The 15,861-nt window shown below is 36.6% G+C and carries 19 protein-coding genes; 15 read left to right on the top strand and 4 right to left on the bottom strand.

Annotated features, from left to right (window positions below; genetic code table 11):
• Positions 1 to 79 precede the first annotated feature (79 nt).
• Entirely contained in the window at positions 80 to 235 is a 156-nt protein-coding gene (locus tag MNO09_RS08100) for a sporulation histidine kinase inhibitor Sda (RefSeq protein ID WP_000853283.1), read from the bottom strand.
• Positions 236 to 482: 247 nt separating this feature from the next.
• Between MNO09_RS08100 and MNO09_RS08105 the strand changes: the two genes are divergently transcribed.
• The 8 genes from MNO09_RS08105 to MNO09_RS08140 all read left to right on the top strand — a co-directional run bounded on the left by MNO09_RS08105 (position 483) and on the right by MNO09_RS08140 (position 5,619).
• Positions 483 to 995 carry a YqeG family HAD IIIA-type phosphatase gene (locus tag MNO09_RS08105; RefSeq protein ID WP_000765308.1) on the top strand — a complete coding sequence of 171 codons (513 nt, stop codon included), beginning with the start codon at positions 483 to 485 and terminating at the stop codon, positions 993 to 995.
• A 3-nt stretch (positions 996 to 998) separates the two neighbouring features.
• On the top strand, positions 999 to 2,105 hold the full coding sequence (gene yqeH / locus MNO09_RS08110) for a ribosome biogenesis GTPase YqeH (RefSeq protein WP_000140794.1): 1,107 nt from the start codon (positions 999 to 1,001) through the stop codon (positions 2,103 to 2,105).
• Between the two features lie 15 nt (positions 2,106 to 2,120).
• Positions 2,121 to 2,954: a shikimate dehydrogenase gene (gene aroE, locus MNO09_RS08115; protein ID WP_000812085.1), complete on the top strand. Its 834-nt coding sequence runs from the start codon at positions 2,121 to 2,123 to the stop codon at positions 2,952 to 2,954.
• A gap of 5 nt (positions 2,955 to 2,959) precedes the next feature.
• Positions 2,960 to 3,262, top strand: a complete 303-nt coding sequence (yhbY, locus tag MNO09_RS08120; RefSeq protein ID WP_000955225.1) for a ribosome assembly RNA-binding protein YhbY — start codon at positions 2,960 to 2,962, stop codon at positions 3,260 to 3,262.
• A 129-nt stretch (positions 3,263 to 3,391) separates the two neighbouring features.
• Complete coding sequence (gene nadD, locus MNO09_RS08125; RefSeq protein ID WP_001226041.1) at positions 3,392 to 3,961, top strand: nicotinate-nucleotide adenylyltransferase; 570 nt, start codon at positions 3,392 to 3,394, stop codon at positions 3,959 to 3,961.
• Positions 3,951 to 4,520 carry a bis(5'-nucleosyl)-tetraphosphatase (symmetrical) YqeK gene (yqeK, locus tag MNO09_RS08130; protein WP_001078363.1) on the top strand — a complete coding sequence of 190 codons (570 nt, stop codon included), beginning with the start codon at positions 3,951 to 3,953 and terminating at the stop codon, positions 4,518 to 4,520. The genes nadD and yqeK overlap by 11 nt, the downstream gene beginning before the upstream one ends.
• Positions 4,517 to 4,873, top strand: a complete 357-nt coding sequence (gene rsfS / locus MNO09_RS08135) for a ribosome silencing factor (RefSeq protein WP_000653202.1) — start codon at positions 4,517 to 4,519, stop codon at positions 4,871 to 4,873. The genes yqeK and rsfS overlap by 4 nt, the downstream gene beginning before the upstream one ends.
• A complete protein-coding gene (locus tag MNO09_RS08140; protein WP_000873068.1) occupies positions 4,870 to 5,619 on the top strand; it encodes a class I SAM-dependent methyltransferase in 750 nt (249 codons plus the stop codon). Before rsfS ends, MNO09_RS08140 begins: the two co-directional genes overlap by 4 nt.
• A 171-nt stretch (positions 5,620 to 5,790) precedes the next feature.
• Here MNO09_RS08140 and comER read toward each other — a convergent pair whose 3' ends face one another.
• Positions 5,791 to 6,618: a late competence protein ComER gene (gene comER, locus MNO09_RS08145; protein WP_001020548.1), complete on the bottom strand. Its 828-nt coding sequence runs from the start codon at positions 6,616 to 6,618 to the stop codon at positions 5,791 to 5,793.
• 77 nt (positions 6,619 to 6,695) lie between these two features.
• Here comER and MNO09_RS08150 point away from each other — a divergent pair, with 77 nt between their 5' ends.
• From MNO09_RS08150 to MNO09_RS08160, 3 genes are all read left to right on the top strand, one after another.
• On the top strand, positions 6,696 to 7,295 hold the full coding sequence (locus MNO09_RS08150) for a helix-hairpin-helix domain-containing protein (protein WP_000989938.1): 600 nt from the start codon (positions 6,696 to 6,698) through the stop codon (positions 7,293 to 7,295).
• A gap of 63 nt (positions 7,296 to 7,358) precedes the next feature.
• Positions 7,359 to 7,916: a ComE operon protein 2 gene (locus MNO09_RS08155; RefSeq protein ID WP_000439786.1), complete on the top strand. Its 558-nt coding sequence runs from the start codon at positions 7,359 to 7,361 to the stop codon at positions 7,914 to 7,916.
• A gap of 14 nt (positions 7,917 to 7,930) precedes the next feature.
• The gene (locus tag MNO09_RS08160) at positions 7,931 to 10,252 is read left to right on the top strand and encodes a DNA internalization-related competence protein ComEC/Rec2 (protein WP_241950112.1); all 2,322 of its coding nucleotides are present in this window, start codon (positions 7,931 to 7,933) and stop codon (positions 10,250 to 10,252) included.
• Between the two features lie 29 nt (positions 10,253 to 10,281).
• Here MNO09_RS08160 and MNO09_RS08165 read toward each other — a convergent pair whose 3' ends face one another.
• Entirely contained in the window at positions 10,282 to 10,416 is a 135-nt protein-coding gene (locus MNO09_RS08165; RefSeq protein WP_000997609.1) for a YqzM family protein, read from the bottom strand.
• A 346-nt stretch (positions 10,417 to 10,762) separates the two neighbouring features.
• On the opposite strand from MNO09_RS08165, the gene holA reads away from it, so the two are divergent.
• Positions 10,763 to 11,773, top strand: coding sequence for a DNA polymerase III subunit delta (gene holA / locus MNO09_RS08170; RefSeq protein ID WP_001279911.1), 1,011 nt, complete (start codon positions 10,763 to 10,765; stop codon positions 11,771 to 11,773).
• An 81-nt stretch (positions 11,774 to 11,854) separates the two neighbouring features.
• On the opposite strand, the gene rpsT is transcribed toward holA, so the two are convergent.
• Complete coding sequence (rpsT, locus tag MNO09_RS08175) at positions 11,855 to 12,112, bottom strand: 30S ribosomal protein S20 (protein WP_001274014.1); 258 nt, start codon at positions 12,110 to 12,112, stop codon at positions 11,855 to 11,857.
• 181 nt (positions 12,113 to 12,293) lie between these two features.
• On the opposite strand from rpsT, the gene gpr reads away from it, so the two are divergent.
• The 3 genes from gpr (at position 12,294) to lepA (ending at position 15,793) form a co-directional block, all read left to right on the top strand.
• A complete protein-coding gene (gpr, locus tag MNO09_RS08180; RefSeq protein ID WP_000662624.1) occupies positions 12,294 to 13,397 on the top strand; it encodes a GPR endopeptidase in 1,104 nt (367 codons plus the stop codon).
• Positions 13,394 to 13,759: a YqxA family protein gene (locus MNO09_RS08185; protein WP_002096303.1), complete on the top strand. Its 366-nt coding sequence runs from the start codon at positions 13,394 to 13,396 to the stop codon at positions 13,757 to 13,759. Before gpr ends, MNO09_RS08185 begins: the two co-directional genes overlap by 4 nt.
• Positions 13,760 to 13,969: 210 nt before the next feature.
• Positions 13,970 to 15,793: an elongation factor 4 gene (gene lepA, locus MNO09_RS08190; RefSeq protein ID WP_001030960.1), complete on the top strand. Its 1,824-nt coding sequence runs from the start codon at positions 13,970 to 13,972 to the stop codon at positions 15,791 to 15,793.
• Positions 15,794 to 15,861: the final 68 nt, after the last annotated feature.

Here is a 15,861-nt window from a genome sequence, read left to right on the forward strand (position 1 = left end):
GAGTACTTGTTTATTCGAGAGCCATCGCAGGATGGCTCTTTTTACAAGGTAGCTCATTAAAATTTCACTTTATATGTAATCAAGACGATTTGACAAGCTTGTCCTCTAATGAGCGTCTAATCATTTCTTGTTTTATAAGTAAAATGAAGTCGGGATTTAATTTTAGTTCTTTTGCTTTATAATAAGACTCAGTGAGTAACTCAGTAGATAACTGTTCCATATATTTTGTTTTCAAGGTGAGTCACCTCCTAATAATTTAAGGATTGATTCGTTGTTGCATTTAATGTACCAAAAAAATATGACAGTCACAAACGAGTGGTTATCCACATACCTAGGTGGATAAAATGTGTATAGATTGTTAGTAAATTCCAAATTGGCTGAAAAATTAATGTGGAAAATGTGTACAATTTTATCCACAGGTCATATATCGAAATATGTTGTCGAAAAATTTTTATGAAAACTCCTCAAAGAGGTGAAAGAAATTGAAGCTATTTTTACCAAATGAATATGTGAAAAATGTATATCATGTTCAACCAGAAGATTTGAAAAAACGTGGAATTAAAGGTGTCATTACTGATTTAGATAACACGTTAATTGAATGGGATCGTCCAAATGCAACGCCACAACTTGAAGAATGGTTTTTGAAAATGAAAGAGCAAGGCATTCAAGTAACGGTCGTTTCAAATAATAATGAGCAACGTGTGAAAGACTTTGCTGATCCATTAGGTATTCCATTTATTCATAGTGCGCGTAAGCCATTTGTTCGCGCGTTTAAGCGTGCGATACAAGAAATGCACCTGCAGCCAGATGAAGTTGTAGTAATTGGGGATCAGTTACTAACGGATGTGTTAGGTGGAAACCGAGTGGGACTTCATACGATTTTAGTTGTACCGGTAGCACAAACGGACGGATTAGTAACGCGCTTTAATCGAAAAATTGAACGAAGAATTATGAGAAATATGAAGAAAAAAGGTTTAATTAACTGGGAGGAATAAAGTTTGACTGAAACAATTAAATGTATTGGTTGCGGTGTAGAAATTCAAACAGAAGATAAAAATGAAGTAGGATATGCTCCTGCCTCATCTTTAGAGAAAGAACAAGTAATTTGTCAACGCTGTTTTCGCTTGAAGCATTACAACGAAATTCAAGATGTATCATTAACAGATGATGACTTCCTACGTATTCTAAACGGAATTGGAAAATCAGATGCATTAGTAGTTAAGATTGTAGATATTTTTGATTTTAATGGTAGCTGGTTACCTGGCTTACATCGTTTCGTGGGAAATAATAAAGTATTACTTGTTGGAAATAAAGCTGATTTAATTCCTAAGTCAGTAAAACATGATAAAGTAAAGCATTGGATGCGCTATAGTGCAAAGCAGCTAGGATTAAAGCCAGAAGATGTCTTTTTAATTAGTGCAGCAAAGGGACAAGGGATTGCTGAGCTGGCGGATGCTATTGAGTATTACCGCGGCGGAAAAGATGTTTACGTTGTTGGATGTACGAATGTAGGAAAATCAACATTTATTAATCGTATGATTAAAGAATTTAGTGATGAGACTGAAAATGTAATTACAACATCTCATTTCCCAGGAACAACACTGGATTTAATTGATATTCCGTTAGACGAAGAATCCTCTTTATATGATACGCCAGGTATTATTAACCACCATCAAATGGCTCATTATGTTGGAAAAGAAAGCTTAAAGCTTATTACACCAACAAAAGAAATTAAGCCAATGGTGTTCCAATTAAATGAAGAACAAACATTATTCTTCAGTGGATTGGCACGTTTTGATTATGTAAGTGGTGGTCGTCGTGCATTTACTTGTCACTTCTCGAATCGTTTAACAATCCATCGTACAAAGCTTGAGAAAGCAGATGAATTGTATAAAAATCATGCTGGGGATTTACTAAGCCCGCCAACACCAGAAGAATTAGAAAATATGCCAGAGTTAGTGAAATACGAATTTAATATTCGTGAACCAAAAACGGATGTTGTATTCTCTGGATTAGGATGGGTTACGGTAAACGAACCGGGAGCAAAAATTGTTGCACACGTACCAAAAGGAGTAAGTGTTTCGCTACGTAAATCTTTAATTTAATATGGAGAGGGATTTATGAAACAATTATATGGTGTAATCGGAAATCCAATTGGACATTCATTATCACCCGTTATGCATAACGATGCATTTGAACACTTGAATATGGATGCCCATTATCATGCATTTCTTGTTAAAGAGGAAGTGCTAGGGGAAGCAGTAAGAGGTTTAAAAGCATTAGGTATTTCAGGATTTAATGTAACAACTCCGCACAAAGTTGCTATTATGGATTATTTGGATGAGATTGACCCACTAGCAAAAAAAATTGGTGCAGTAAATACAGTGGTTCATAATGATGGGAAATTGATTGGCTACAATACAGATGGAATTGGTTTTGTCCGAGCGCTGCAGTCAATTAGTAGTGAACCACTTCAGGAGAAACGTATTTTATTGCTTGGCGCAGGTGGTGCTAGTCGAGCTATTTATTTTTCTCTTGCTGATGTAGGTGTGAAAGAGATTGATGTAGCTAATCGTACAGTAGATAAGGCGAAAGAACTTATTGCTGCATGTACGGCTACTGTTAATTCTGTTGCTTTATCGCTAGAAAAAGCAACGGAAGAACAAGGGAATTATGATATTATCATTCAGACGACAACAATAGGTATGCATCCACGCGTTGAACATACGCCATTACAAATTTCTTCGTTAAAAAAAGGGACGATTGTATCAGATATAATTTATAATCCATTTGAAACGAAAATTTTATGTGAGGCAAAAGAGCAAGGTGCAATGATTCAAAATGGTATTGATATGTTTGTTTATCAAGGTGCGCTTGCATTTGAAATGTGGACAGGGCGTGTACCAAATATCGATAGAATGAAACAATTAGTTATAAGAAAGCTTGGAGGCTAACATATATGTTAACAGGAAAACAAAAAAGATTTTTACGTGCACAAGCACATCATTTAACACCAATTTTTCAAGTAGGAAAAGGCGGAGTAAATGAAAATATGATTAAACAAATCGCAGATACTTTAGAAGTTCGTGAACTATTTAAAGTAAGTGTGCTACAAAACTGTGAATTCGATCGTCGTGAAGTTGCAGAAGAACTTGCAAAAGGCGCACGTGCTGAAATCGTTCAAGTAATTGGAAGTACAATCGTTTTATACAAAGAATCTAGAGAAAATAAACAAATTAAACTTCCGCGATCAAAAGAATAGCATATGCTATTTTTTATCGTTAGTGCGTAATGATGTAGAGAGCGAAACCAATTGAACTTTTATTAACGGTAACTCTCTTCGGATAGGAATGAAGAGAGTTACTGTAGGTAAAAGGAAGGGGCGTTTCTTTTGAGAAAAATTGGCATCATTGGCGGTACATTTGATCCGCCGCATTATGGGCATTTGCTAATTGCAAATGAAGTATATCACGCTTTGAATTTAGAAGAAGTATGGTTCTTACCGAACCAAATTCCGCCGCATAAACAAGGGCGTAATATTACAAGTGTAGAAAATCGCTTACAAATGTTAGAGCTTGCGACTGAGGCAGAGGAACATTTTTCTATTTGTTTAGAAGAGCTAAGCAGGAAGGGCCCATCTTATACGTATGACACTATGTTACAATTGACGAAGAAGTATCCGGATGTGCAGTTTCACTTTATTATTGGTGGAGATATGGTTGAGTATTTACCGAAGTGGTATAACATTGAAGCGTTACTCGATCTTGTGACGTTTGTTGGGGTTGCAAGACCTGGTTATACATTGCGTACGCCTTATCCTATCACCACTGTGGAAATTCCGGAGTTTGCAGTTTCTTCATCTTTATTGCGTGAGAGATATAAAGAGAAGAGAACATGTAAATATTTACTTCCTGAAAAAGTACAGGTGTATATCGAGAGGAATGGGTTGTATGAATCGTGAGAAAGCACTTCATATTGTCAAACAACAAATGCATGAAAAACGTTATATACACACAATAGGTGTAATGGAGACAGCAATTGAACTTGCTAAGTTATACGGTGTGGATGAAAAAAAGGCTGAAGTTGCAGCTATATTCCATGATTATGCGAAGTGTAGAGCGATTTCTGAGATGGAAGAGATTATTAAAAGTGAAGATTTGCCGAAAGATTTACTTTGTTATAACAAAGAGTTATGGCATGCACCTGTTGGGGCATACTTAGTAGAAAAAGAAGTAGGCATTACGGATCCTGAAATCCTGCAAGCTATTACATATCATACAAGTGGTCATGAGAAAATGACGATGTTAGATAAAGTAATTTATGTAGCTGATTACATTGAGCCTGGGCGAAAGTTTCCAGGGGTGGAGGAAGCTCGTAAACTCGCATATACGGATATAAATCAAGCTTTATTATTTGCGTTAAAGCGAACAATTCAATTTTTAATGGAAAAAAATCAAACGATTTATCCATTAACATTCCAAACATACAACGCAGTTATCAAGGAGGAAATTAGTAAATGAAAGATAAAGATTTATTAGTATTAGCAGCAAAAGCGGCTGATGATAAGAGAGCAGAAGATATGGTTGTCCTAAATATGCAAGGTATTTCACCAATTGCAGATTATTTCATTATTTGTCACGGTAACTCAGATAAGCAAGTGCAAGCAATTGCGCGTGAAATTAAATCAAAAGCACATGAGTTTGAAATCGACGTACAACGTATGGAAGGTTTTGACGAAGCACGCTGGGTACTAGTTGACCTTGGAGATGTAGTTGCTCATGTATTCCATAAAGATGAGCGTAATCACTATAATTTAGAGCGTCTTTGGGGCGATGTGCCACGTGAGGATATTACAGACGAGCTAGACCAATGAAATACGAACAATTTGCATTGTTGTACGACGAACTAATGAATGATGTTCCTTATGATAAATGGGTGGAATTCACAGAGGAAAGTTTACAGCAAGCGGATATGAAAGAGGCGAAGATTCTTGATGTAGCATGCGGTACTGGTAATGTAACACTTCCGCTTGTACAAAAGGGTTACGATTTAATCGGTGTCGATCTTTCAGAAGAGATGTTAACGGTCGCTCAGCAAAAACTAGGCGGAGAAGGATACTTTATTCCTTTTTACCAACAAGACATGCGAGAGCTTGATGTTCCAGGTGAGTTTGACTGTGTAACGATCTTTTGTGATTCATTAAATTATGTATTGCAAGAAGATGGAGTGCAAGAAACATTTCGAAGAGTGTTTCACCATTTACGTCAAGATGGTTTGTTTTTATTTGATGTACATTCTTTATATAAAATACATCATGTATTTCAAAATGAAACATACACAGTGAATGGAGAAGAAATATCTCTTATTTGGAATTGCTTCCCTGGTGAAGAATCAAATAGTGTAGAACATGATTTAACATTCTTTGTTCAAGACCCAGAAGAAGATGTGTACCATCGTTTTGACGAATGTCACGTGCAACGTGCATATCAGGTTGAAGAGTTAACGAAATGGCTTGAAGAAGCTGGTTTTACAGTGCTTCGTGTGACTGGTGACTTTGAGCGACTTGAAGTTACAGAACAAACAGAGCGTATTTTCTTCATGGCGAAGAAAAACGCATAAAACAAAAGCAACCGAGAAGGTTGCTTTTGTTTTATAAAGAAGTTGTAATTTTAGTTCTAGCATAATAGGAAGATGATATACGTGAAGTGTGAAAATGCTAGTTTAAGTGAAAATGTAATGTAAAAAAGTAAGTATTTATAAAAAGGATTTGGAATGACGATGACGTATTTATTATGTGTGTTTATTGAATTGTTGATCGACGCATTTTAAATCTTCATCAAATTTCTCATGTGTCCGCTCAATTAATTTATGAAACATATCCCCAACATGTTCTTCTAAAACACGAATGCCTTCTCCTGTAACGCCGCCTTTAACACATACTTTTTCTTGTAAAGTAGGCAATGTGAAAATCTCTTTTTCAAGTAGTTTCCCCATTCCAACGACCATTTCACTTACTAAAGTAGTGGCTTCTTCATGTGTAATATTTGTTTTATCTACAGCAGCGTTAATGAAACATTGTAATAAATAACTAAAGAATGCAGGGCCGCAGCTTGCTATATCAGATGAAACGCGCGTTATATCTTCTTCTATCATAAGAGGAGTAGAAATGTTTTTGAATAGGCGAAATAGCTTTTGTTGCCACTCTTCAGAGCATTTACTTCCAAATGTAAATAGTGATGCGCCAGACAGGGCGCGGTTTGTAATGCTCGGAATGATACGTGCAATGTGGCAAGGTACAAGCGTCTCTAATTGTGACGGAGATATTGGACTTGTGATAGAAACTAAGCACTTTTCATCAGAAAAATGTTCAGCGTATTTTTGTAGGATCGGGTATATATCTATCGGCTTTACGCAAATAAAAATAAGATGTGATCGTTCGATTACCTCATCGATAGTTTTGGCTATATGAACAGAAGGGTATTTTTCCTTTATATGATATGCTTTGGCGGGCGTTCGATTAATGATTGTAAGGCACGAAGGTTTGACAGCACGGGTTTCTAAAAATGCGTCGATTAGTATATTCCCCATGTTCCCTGTCCCTATAATTCCTATGTTCAATGTTTCATCCCTCCTTCGTAACAGCTTTCTCCTAAACAATATGAATGATGTTATAAATTTATGATTAGAGGTGTAAAATGATGTGGGATTTTCCAAAGAAATGGTTAGGATTAGTAGCTATTATTGGAACTGTATTTTTTCTTCTTTTTTGGAAAACGAACCAGCATACAGAGCGAACGGTCATTGCAACGGATGTTCAAGCGAAAGAGCTAGAGAAGAAAAGTAAACCGAAAATATCGGATACAAAGCAGCAGAAAAAAATAATTGTAATTGATATGAAAGGTGCTGTTGTTAAAGAGGGGGTGTATGAAATGAAAGAAGGGGACCGGGTCAAGGATGCTATTGAAAAGGCAGGTGGTTTTTTACCCGAGGCAGATAGGAAGAAGGTAAATTTAGCACAAATGGTACAAGACCAAATGATCCTTTATGTACCGAATGAAAACGAACAAGTGCAAGAGGTAGCTGCTATTGCAAAGGGGGAGGGGAAAGTTCAAATAAATGCAGCTTCTAAAGAACAACTTGAAAAAATTACAGGCATTGGTTCTCGGAAAGCAGAAAGTATTTTGAAATATCGAGAAGAACATGGTCCTTTTCAGAAAATAGAAGATTTGTTAGAGATTGATGGGATCGGTGTGAAGTCATTGGAAAAAATAAAAGATCAAATTATTATTCCGTAAAAGATTGACGAAGTTTTTCTTCATTCGCTACACTACAAGTAGACAAAAAAGTAGGTGAAAAATATGGAACGAATTTCATGGGATCAATATTTTATGACGCAAAGCCATCTGCTATCTTTACGTAGTACATGTACAAGGCTTGCAGTAGGAGCGACAATCGTTCGTGATAAACGAATTATTGCTGGTGGATATAATGGTTCAATTAAAGGTGGCGTACATTGTATAGATGATGGATGCTACGTTATTGATAATCATTGTGTTCGTACAATTCACGCAGAAATGAATGCTTTATTACAGTGTGCAAAATTCGGTGTGAAAACGGAGGAAGCGGAAATTTATGTTACGCATTTCCCTTGTTTACAATGCTGTAAGGCGATTATTCAAAGTGGTATTACAGCAGTTTATTATGCGCAGGATTATAAAAATCATCCATATGCCGTAGAGTTATTTGAAAAAGCGAATGTAACAGTGAAACACGTTCCGCTAGAATATAATATTGCAGCATTAGAGGATCAAAAGCGTCATATGGAGTTAAAAGAACTATTTGCATCTTTAGAAAAAGAAAACTTATCAATGGAAGAATTACAGCATGTATTCACGAAAGCAAAAATGATGCTATAAGGAGTGAGTATGAGTTGTATGGACAATGGGGCTATGTTGCAATCTCGTTTATCATAGGGATTGCAATTGCCTTTTCCACTTCAGTTTTATTGCTGACTTGTTGTCTCGTTTTGTATGTTTTCTATTGTTTATACCGTGCTTCGCGTAAAACCTTCTTTTTTTGTATGTTAGCGTGTTTTAGTGGCGCTATGTACACTACGTATATTCAAGGGCAAAACAAGCCTCTAGGAGAATCTTACGAAGTTACAAGGGGATTAATACAAAATACACCTCTTATTAACGGGGATCGCCTAACATTTCAAGTTGAAGATCAGAATAAAAATATAGTGCAGTTAAGTTACAAAATTAAATCGGCCTTGGAAAAGAAACAACTGCGACAATTACATGCAGGAGTATCATGTGTATTCGAAGGTGAGAGGAAAGAACCACCAATAGCTCGGAATTTTCATGGTTTTAATTATCGTGATTATTTGCATAAGCAAAATATTCATTTCATATTGGAGGCTACATATATTTCTGAATGCCAAAAAACTTCGTTGTCACTCGTGCAATGGATTCTTCTTTTGAGACAGCAAGCAATCTCGGGCGTTACAGAAATGTTTCCAGCGCAATCAGGTGCTTTTATGAATGCATTAGTATTCGGTGATAGACAACAAATGACATTTGAAGTTGAAGAGCAATATCAGCAATTTGGTCTTGTACATTTGTTGGCGATTTCAGGATCGCATATCGTATTGTTAATGGTGATTGTGTATTTTGTTTTGCTAAGAAGTGGTGTAACGAGGGAGGTAGCGACAGTATGTCTTATCTTTTGTATTCCTCTATATATGATTTTAGCAGGAGCATCACCGTCTGTTATAAGAGCTTCTATAACAGGAGTTTTGATGTTGATTGCTTTCATATGTTCTATTCGTTTATCTAGCTTAGATGCTTTAAGCGTTACAGCTATATGCATGCTTATATTTGATCCGTATCTTGTTTTTAATATTGGCTTTCAGTTTTCGTTCGTTGGTAGTTTCGCCTTGCTTTTGTCAGCCCCGCTTTTACTAGATAGTAGTAATGGAGTAATCCGAAATTCCATTTATATTTCTTTTATTTCACAACTCGTTAGTACTCCGATTTTGTTATATCACTTCGGTTATTTTTCTCCATATAGTATTTTTCTTAATATCCTATACGTTCCGTTTTTATCTCTTATTGTATTGCCGGGTAGTATTATCGTTTTGGTATGTATACCGATCGTCCCGTTTCTTGCAAAAGGACTTGCGAATGTACTATCAATAGGTTTGAATCTTTCTAATGATTTTCTAAGTTATTGTGAAAATTTACCGTTTATCCGCCTTGTTTTCGGGCAAACACCTATATTTCTTGTAGCTCTATATTACGCGAGTATTGTTAGTATATTGATGGTTTGGGAAAGGCGGGTGTCGAAGAAAATTATGTTCGTAGCTTCGGGTATATTTCTTTTTGTTTGTACATGTCATTATGTATATCCGTATTTTAGAGAAAGTGGGAGTGTTACATTTCTTGATGTTGGACAGGGAGACGCAATTTTAATTCGCCTCCCGTACGATAAAGAGACTTACCTCATTGATACTGGTGGAACAATGCGTGCAAATAAGGAAGAATGGCAACGGAAAAAGCATGAATTTTCTGTTGGAAATGATATTTTAATCCCTTATTTACAAAAGGAAGGGATTAAAACAATCGATAAATTAATCGTAACGCATGGAGATGCGGATCATATAGGTGCTGCGCAAGAGTTATTATCAAATATAACCGTAAAAGAAGTTGTATTTGGCCGAAAAGAACAAGATGCGGTATTAGAAAAAGTATTAAAGAAACAGGCATTAGAAAAGGAAGTGAAAATAAGTGAAGTGGGAGAAGGAGAGAGTTGGAGCGTAAATGAAGCGGAATTTTTTGTGTTAGCTCCAACAGGAAAAGCGAGGAGTGAAAATAACGCTTCAATTGTAATATGGGCAAATTTAGGAGGGGTAACGTGGCTGTTTACAGGTGATTTAGAAGAAGAAGGAGAGAAATTTTTAATAGCTACGTATCCAGATTTACGGGCGGATGTTTTAAAGGTTGCTCATCATGGGAGTAATACGTCATCTATAGTGCCTTTTTTGAGCGCTGTACAGCCTGATGTAGCGATTATTTCTGTCGGTGAGCGTAATAGGTATGGGCATCCTCATAAGGAGGTGATAGAGCGTTTAGAGAAGATGGGGATTGAAATATGGCGTACGGATAAGCAAGGCGCTATTTCCTATGTTTTTAAAGTGGAACACGGAACCTTTCGTAGCAAAATCACATATGATGAAACACATAATAGATAAAAAAGAAGACTGCCAGTAAGCAGCAGTCTTTAAGAACCGATAAATTTAATAACAGTTGCAATGATGAAAAGTGTTGCGAAAAAACCAAATGAGACGATAAATCCTACCCCTGAATCAATAGCGTCATTGCGTTTACTTTGAACGTTTTGTTCAAAATCATTCATTTAGAATCCCTCCCCAACATTCCACTTTAGTATAAAATATTGTCAGAAAAAAATCTACAATTTCCATATGAAGAGAAATCGAGCGTTTTTACTACTTTTAAATCGTTAAGGAACGTGAGTTTTTTGTTTCCAAGCATGTTAACAGTTGGCACTTATACTTGAATTTTTATTGTGAATAATAAAGGGAAGGTGATTACCGCACACCAATAAGAAACCCGGGGCTTATTGCGTGGCGTTTAATATAAATAAAGGAACGGGTCATAAAGCCTGTTCCTTTGTACTTGTAAAACGAAAGCTAGGGCATTAGTATAAATATATATTGCCAAGTTAGGGAGTAGGAAAAAGTATGAGTGATATACATAAAAAGATTAAAAAGAAGCAGTTTGCGCCGTTGTATTTACTGTATGGAACGGAAGCGTTTTTTATAAATGAAACGATAAAGCTTATTACAACAGAAGCGCTTGAAGAGGAAGATCGCGAGTTTAATGTTGTGACATATGATTTAGAAGAAGCGTATTTAGAAGATGTGGTTGAGGATGCACGTACACTTCCTTTTTTCGGGGAACGTAAAGTGATAGTAATAAAATCACCACTATTTTTAACTTCACAAAAAGAAAAATTAGAGCAAAATATAAAAATTTTAGAAGAATATATTGGGGAGCCTTCTCCATTTTCTATTCTTGTTTTTGTTGCGCCTTACGAAAAACTTGATGAACGAAAAAAAATTACAAAACTATTAAAGAAAACAGCGGACTTAGTAGAAGCGAATGCGATGCAAGTGCAGGATGTTCAGAAGTGGATTGTTGCTCGTGCAGATGAAGTGCATGTGCATATAGATAATGCAGCTGTTAGTTTGTTGTTAGAGCTTGTGGGAAGTAATGTAACGATGTTGGCGAAGGAAATGGACAAGTTAACGTTATACGTCGGTATGGGCGGAGAGATTACACCGAAACTTGTTGCGGAGCTTGTGCCAAAATCGGTTGAACAAAATGTGTTTGCTTTGACAGAAAAAGTGGTAAAAAAAGATATCGCGGGTGCGATGCAAATTTTGGATGGATTATTTACGCAGCAAGAGGAACCCATTAAACTGCTTGCGTTATTAGTAAGTCAATTCCGCTTGCTCTATCAAGTGAAAGAGTTACAGCAGCGTGGTTATGGACAAAATCAAATTGCGTCTCATATTGGTGTGCATCCATATCGTGTAAAGTTAGCGATGAATCAAACGAAGTTTTTCTCTTTTGAAGAATTAAAAAAAGTGATTATAGAATTAGCGGAAGCTGATTATAGTATGAAGACTGGAAAAATGGATAAGAAACTTGTACTTGAGTTTTTCTTAATGCGGTTAAATCATATGTGATGAAACAAAAAGTTCACGTGCTAAGCACGTGAACTTTTTGTATATAAAAAAACGATCCAAATGGATCGTTTTTTAAACGCCTTACGCGTTTACTTGTTTCGCTAAGCGAGATTTTTGACGAGCTGCAGCGTTTTGGTGGATAAGACCTTTACGAGCTGCTTTGTCAAGTTTTTTAGAAGCAGTTTTGAAAGCTTCTTTAGCATTTTCAAGATCGTTATTAGTAACTAAAGCTTCTACAGTTTTAACAGCAGAACGCATGTCAGACTTGATAGAAGCGTTATGTGAACGACGCTCTTCGCTAAGTTTAGCGCGTTTGATAGCAGATTTGATGTTTGCCATACTTTTCACCTCCCTGGTGCAATCGAATGACTCGATTCTTAACATAGAACAAGTGATATTCTATCAAACGGTGAAGAGAATTGCAATAGTATATCAATGAAATTTCACGTAAAGGAAAGAATGACCTTATATAACTTTGGGAAATCTAACGATATTTACTATGAATTACGGAGGAGATACGATGAAAGAACCATTAGATTTAAGTAAATATAGTGTTAGAACGGACCTTGCTGTAGAGGCACATGAAATGCTGCAAGAGAGTCAAGAAGAGCAAAAAGGGATACAAGGAGTTATTGTAAAAGAGAGGGAAGAAGAAGGTATTACCATTACAAAAGTAACGATTGATGAAATTGCCTCTGAATCGATGGGTAAAAAACCTGGAAGTTATTTAACGCTTGAAGTACAAGGCATACGTCAACAAGATACGGAACTGCAACAAAAAGTAGAGCGCATTTTTGCAAAAGAATTTTCTTATTTCTTAGAAGAGGTTGGCGTTACGAAAGAAGCGAGTTGTTTAATTGTTGGTCTTGGGAATTGGAATGTAACGCCAGATGCGCTTGGACCGATCGTTGTAGAAAATGTATTGGTAACGAGACATTTGTTTCAATTGCAGCCTGAAAGTGTAGAAGAAGGGTTTAGGCCTGTTAGTGCAATTCGGCCGGGAGTAATGGGAATTACAGGAATCGAAACGAGCGATGTCATTTATGGAATCATTGAGAAGACGAAGCCAGACTTTGTCATTGCAATTGATGCATTAGCTGCCCGCTCTATTGAACGAGTAAATAGTACGATACAAATTTCTGATACGGGAATTCATCCTGGATCGGGTGTTGGGAATAAGCGTAAGGAACTCAGTAAAGAAACATTGGGTATTCCTGTTATCGCGATTGGTGTCCCGACTGTGGTTGATGCAGTTTCGATTACAAGCGATACAATTGATTTTATTTTGAAACATTTTGGACGGGAGATGAAAGAAGGAAACAAACCTTCCCGTTCTTTGTTGCCAGCCGGTTTTACATTTGGAGAAAAGAAAAAATTAACAGAAGAAGATATGCCGGATGACAAGAGTCGGAATATGTTTTTAGGTGCTGTAGGTACACTGGAAGATGAAGAGAAGAGAAAATTAATTTATGAAGTGTTATCTCCTCTTGGCCATAATTTAATGGTGACTCCGAAAGAAGTGGATGCTTTCATAGAAGATATGGCAAATGTAATAGCGAGTGGTTTAAATGCAGCCTTGCATCATCAAATTGACCAAGATAATACAGGAGCATATACACATTGATGGGAAGAGACGATAATCGTTTAAGCCGTTTTTCGCTTTTATGTATATGTAGTGCGGCCTTATGTTTACTTATGATAATAGCAGGGGTGGCACTTGCTAATCATGGTTTGAAAAGTATGAAAGGTTATCAGCAAATGTCGTATGAACAAATAGCTCATATGACAGGAACAGAGGGTGCGGGTGCTGAATCAGAAATTTTGGGAAGTTCGTTTTCCGTTACTGAAAAACAAAAACAATTAGAAAGCTTAAAAAGCTTTAATGTTGTAGAAGGAATTGGTATGGCAATAGCAAGTGCTACTTATGAAGTAACAAAGTTTGGAACGGATATAGTTGTTGGGAAAGTGAGAGATATTTTTAGTTAAGGGTAGCAGGAAGAACGGTTGTCTTACCATTTTGTACGACAGCCGTTTTTAAATTTGAAAAAGGTTTGTCTCTTATGGTTTGTTCGCATAAGATATAGATAGAATGATTTGTATTGTAAGCAGCACGAGTTTTCATTGAATCTTTGCTGCTCTATTGATATAATCAGTGCTAGTGTATATTGGCGAGACTATTAGGAGTTGAGAACATAGATGAACAAAGAAGAAAGAGCAAAAAGACAGTCCAAAATCCGTAATTTCTCTATCATTGCTCATATTGACCACGGAAAATCAACGTTAGCAGACCGTATTTTAGAGAAAACAAACGCGTTAACACAACGTGAAATGAAAGCTCAATTGCTTGACTCTATGGATTTAGAGCGTGAGCGCGGTATTACAATTAAATTAAATGCAGTACAACTAACGTATAAAGCGAAAGACGGCGAAGAATATATTCTTCACTTAATTGATACACCAGGACATGTCGACTTTACGTACGAAGTATCTCGTAGTTTAGCGGCTTGTGAAGGTGCAATTCTTGTTGTGGATGCAGCACAAGGGATTGAGGCGCAAACATTAGCGAACGTATATTTAGCGCTTGATAATAATTTGGAAATATTACCAGTTATTAATAAAATCGACTTACCAAGTGCGGACCCAGAGCGTGTACGTCAAGAGGTAGAAGATGTAATTGGTTTAGATGCATCGGAAGCTGTACTTGCTTCAGCGAAAGCTGGTATTGGTATTGAAGATATTTTAGAACAAATCGTTGAAAAGGTACCGGCTCCAACGGGGGATTCAGAAGAGCCTTTACAATGTATGATTTTCGATTCTTTATATGACCCGTACCGCGGTGTAATTGCATATATCCGTGTTGTAAATGGAACGGTAAAAGTTGGCGATAAAGTACGTATGATGGCAACTGGAAAAGAATTTGAAGTAACAGAAGTAGGTGTGTTTACACCGAAAACAACGCAACGTGACGAGTTAACAGTAGGTGATGTAGGTTTCTTAGCGGCATCTATTAAAAACGTAGGTGATACACGCGTAGGTGATACGATTACACATGCGAAACGTCCGGCTGCAGAGGCGTTAGCAGGGTATCGTAAGTTAAACCCGATGGTATTCTGTGGTTTATATCCAATTGATTCTGCCCGTTACAACGACTTACGTGATGCGTTAGAAAAATTAGAGTTAAATGATTCTGCTCTTGAGTTTGAACCAGAAACATCTCAAGCGCTAGGATTTGGTTTCCGTTGTGGCTTCTTAGGACTTCTTCACATGGAAATCATTCAAGAACGTATTGAACGTGAATTTAAAATCGATTTAATTACAACAGCACCAAGCGTTATTTATAAAGTTTATTTAACAAACGGTGAAGATGTTATTGTTGATAATCCATCTAATATGCCAGATCCACAGTCTATCGATCGTGTAGAGGAGCCGTTTGTGAAGGCTTCAATTATGGTTCCGAATGACTATGTGGGAGCTGTAATGGAAATTTGCCAAGGTAAACGTGGAACGTTTATTGATATGCAATATTTAGATGAAACACGTGTTACACTAACATACGAAATTCCGTTATCAGAAATCGTATATGACTTCTTCGATCAGTTGAAATCAAATACGAAAGGATATGCATCGTTTGACTACGAGTTAATTGGTTACAAACCATCGAAACTTGTGAAAATGGATATTCTTTTAAATAACGAACAAGTCGATGCTCTATCATTTATCGTACACCGTGATTCAGCATATGACCGTGGTAAAGTAATCGTAGAGAAATTAAAAGAATTAATTCCAAGACAACAGTTCGAAGTACCAATTCAGGCGACTATCGGAAACAAGGTTGTAGCACGTTCTACAATTAAGGCGATGCGTAAAAACGTACTTGCGAAATGTTATGGTGGTGACATTTCTCGTAAGCGTAAACTTCTTGATAAGCAAAAAGAAGGTAAAAAACGTATGAAGTCTGTTGGTTCTGTAGAAGTACCGCAAGAAGCATTCATGGCTGTACTGAAAATGGATGACAACTAATAATTGATTGTTATTTCGTACGAATTGAGATAAAAAAAGAAGTCGTTTATACGGCTTCTTTTTTATGT

Source organism: Bacillus sp. N5-665 (assembly GCF_022637375.2).
Taxonomy (GTDB): Bacteria; Bacillota; Bacilli; order Bacillales; family Bacillaceae_G; genus Bacillus_A; species Bacillus_A wiedmannii.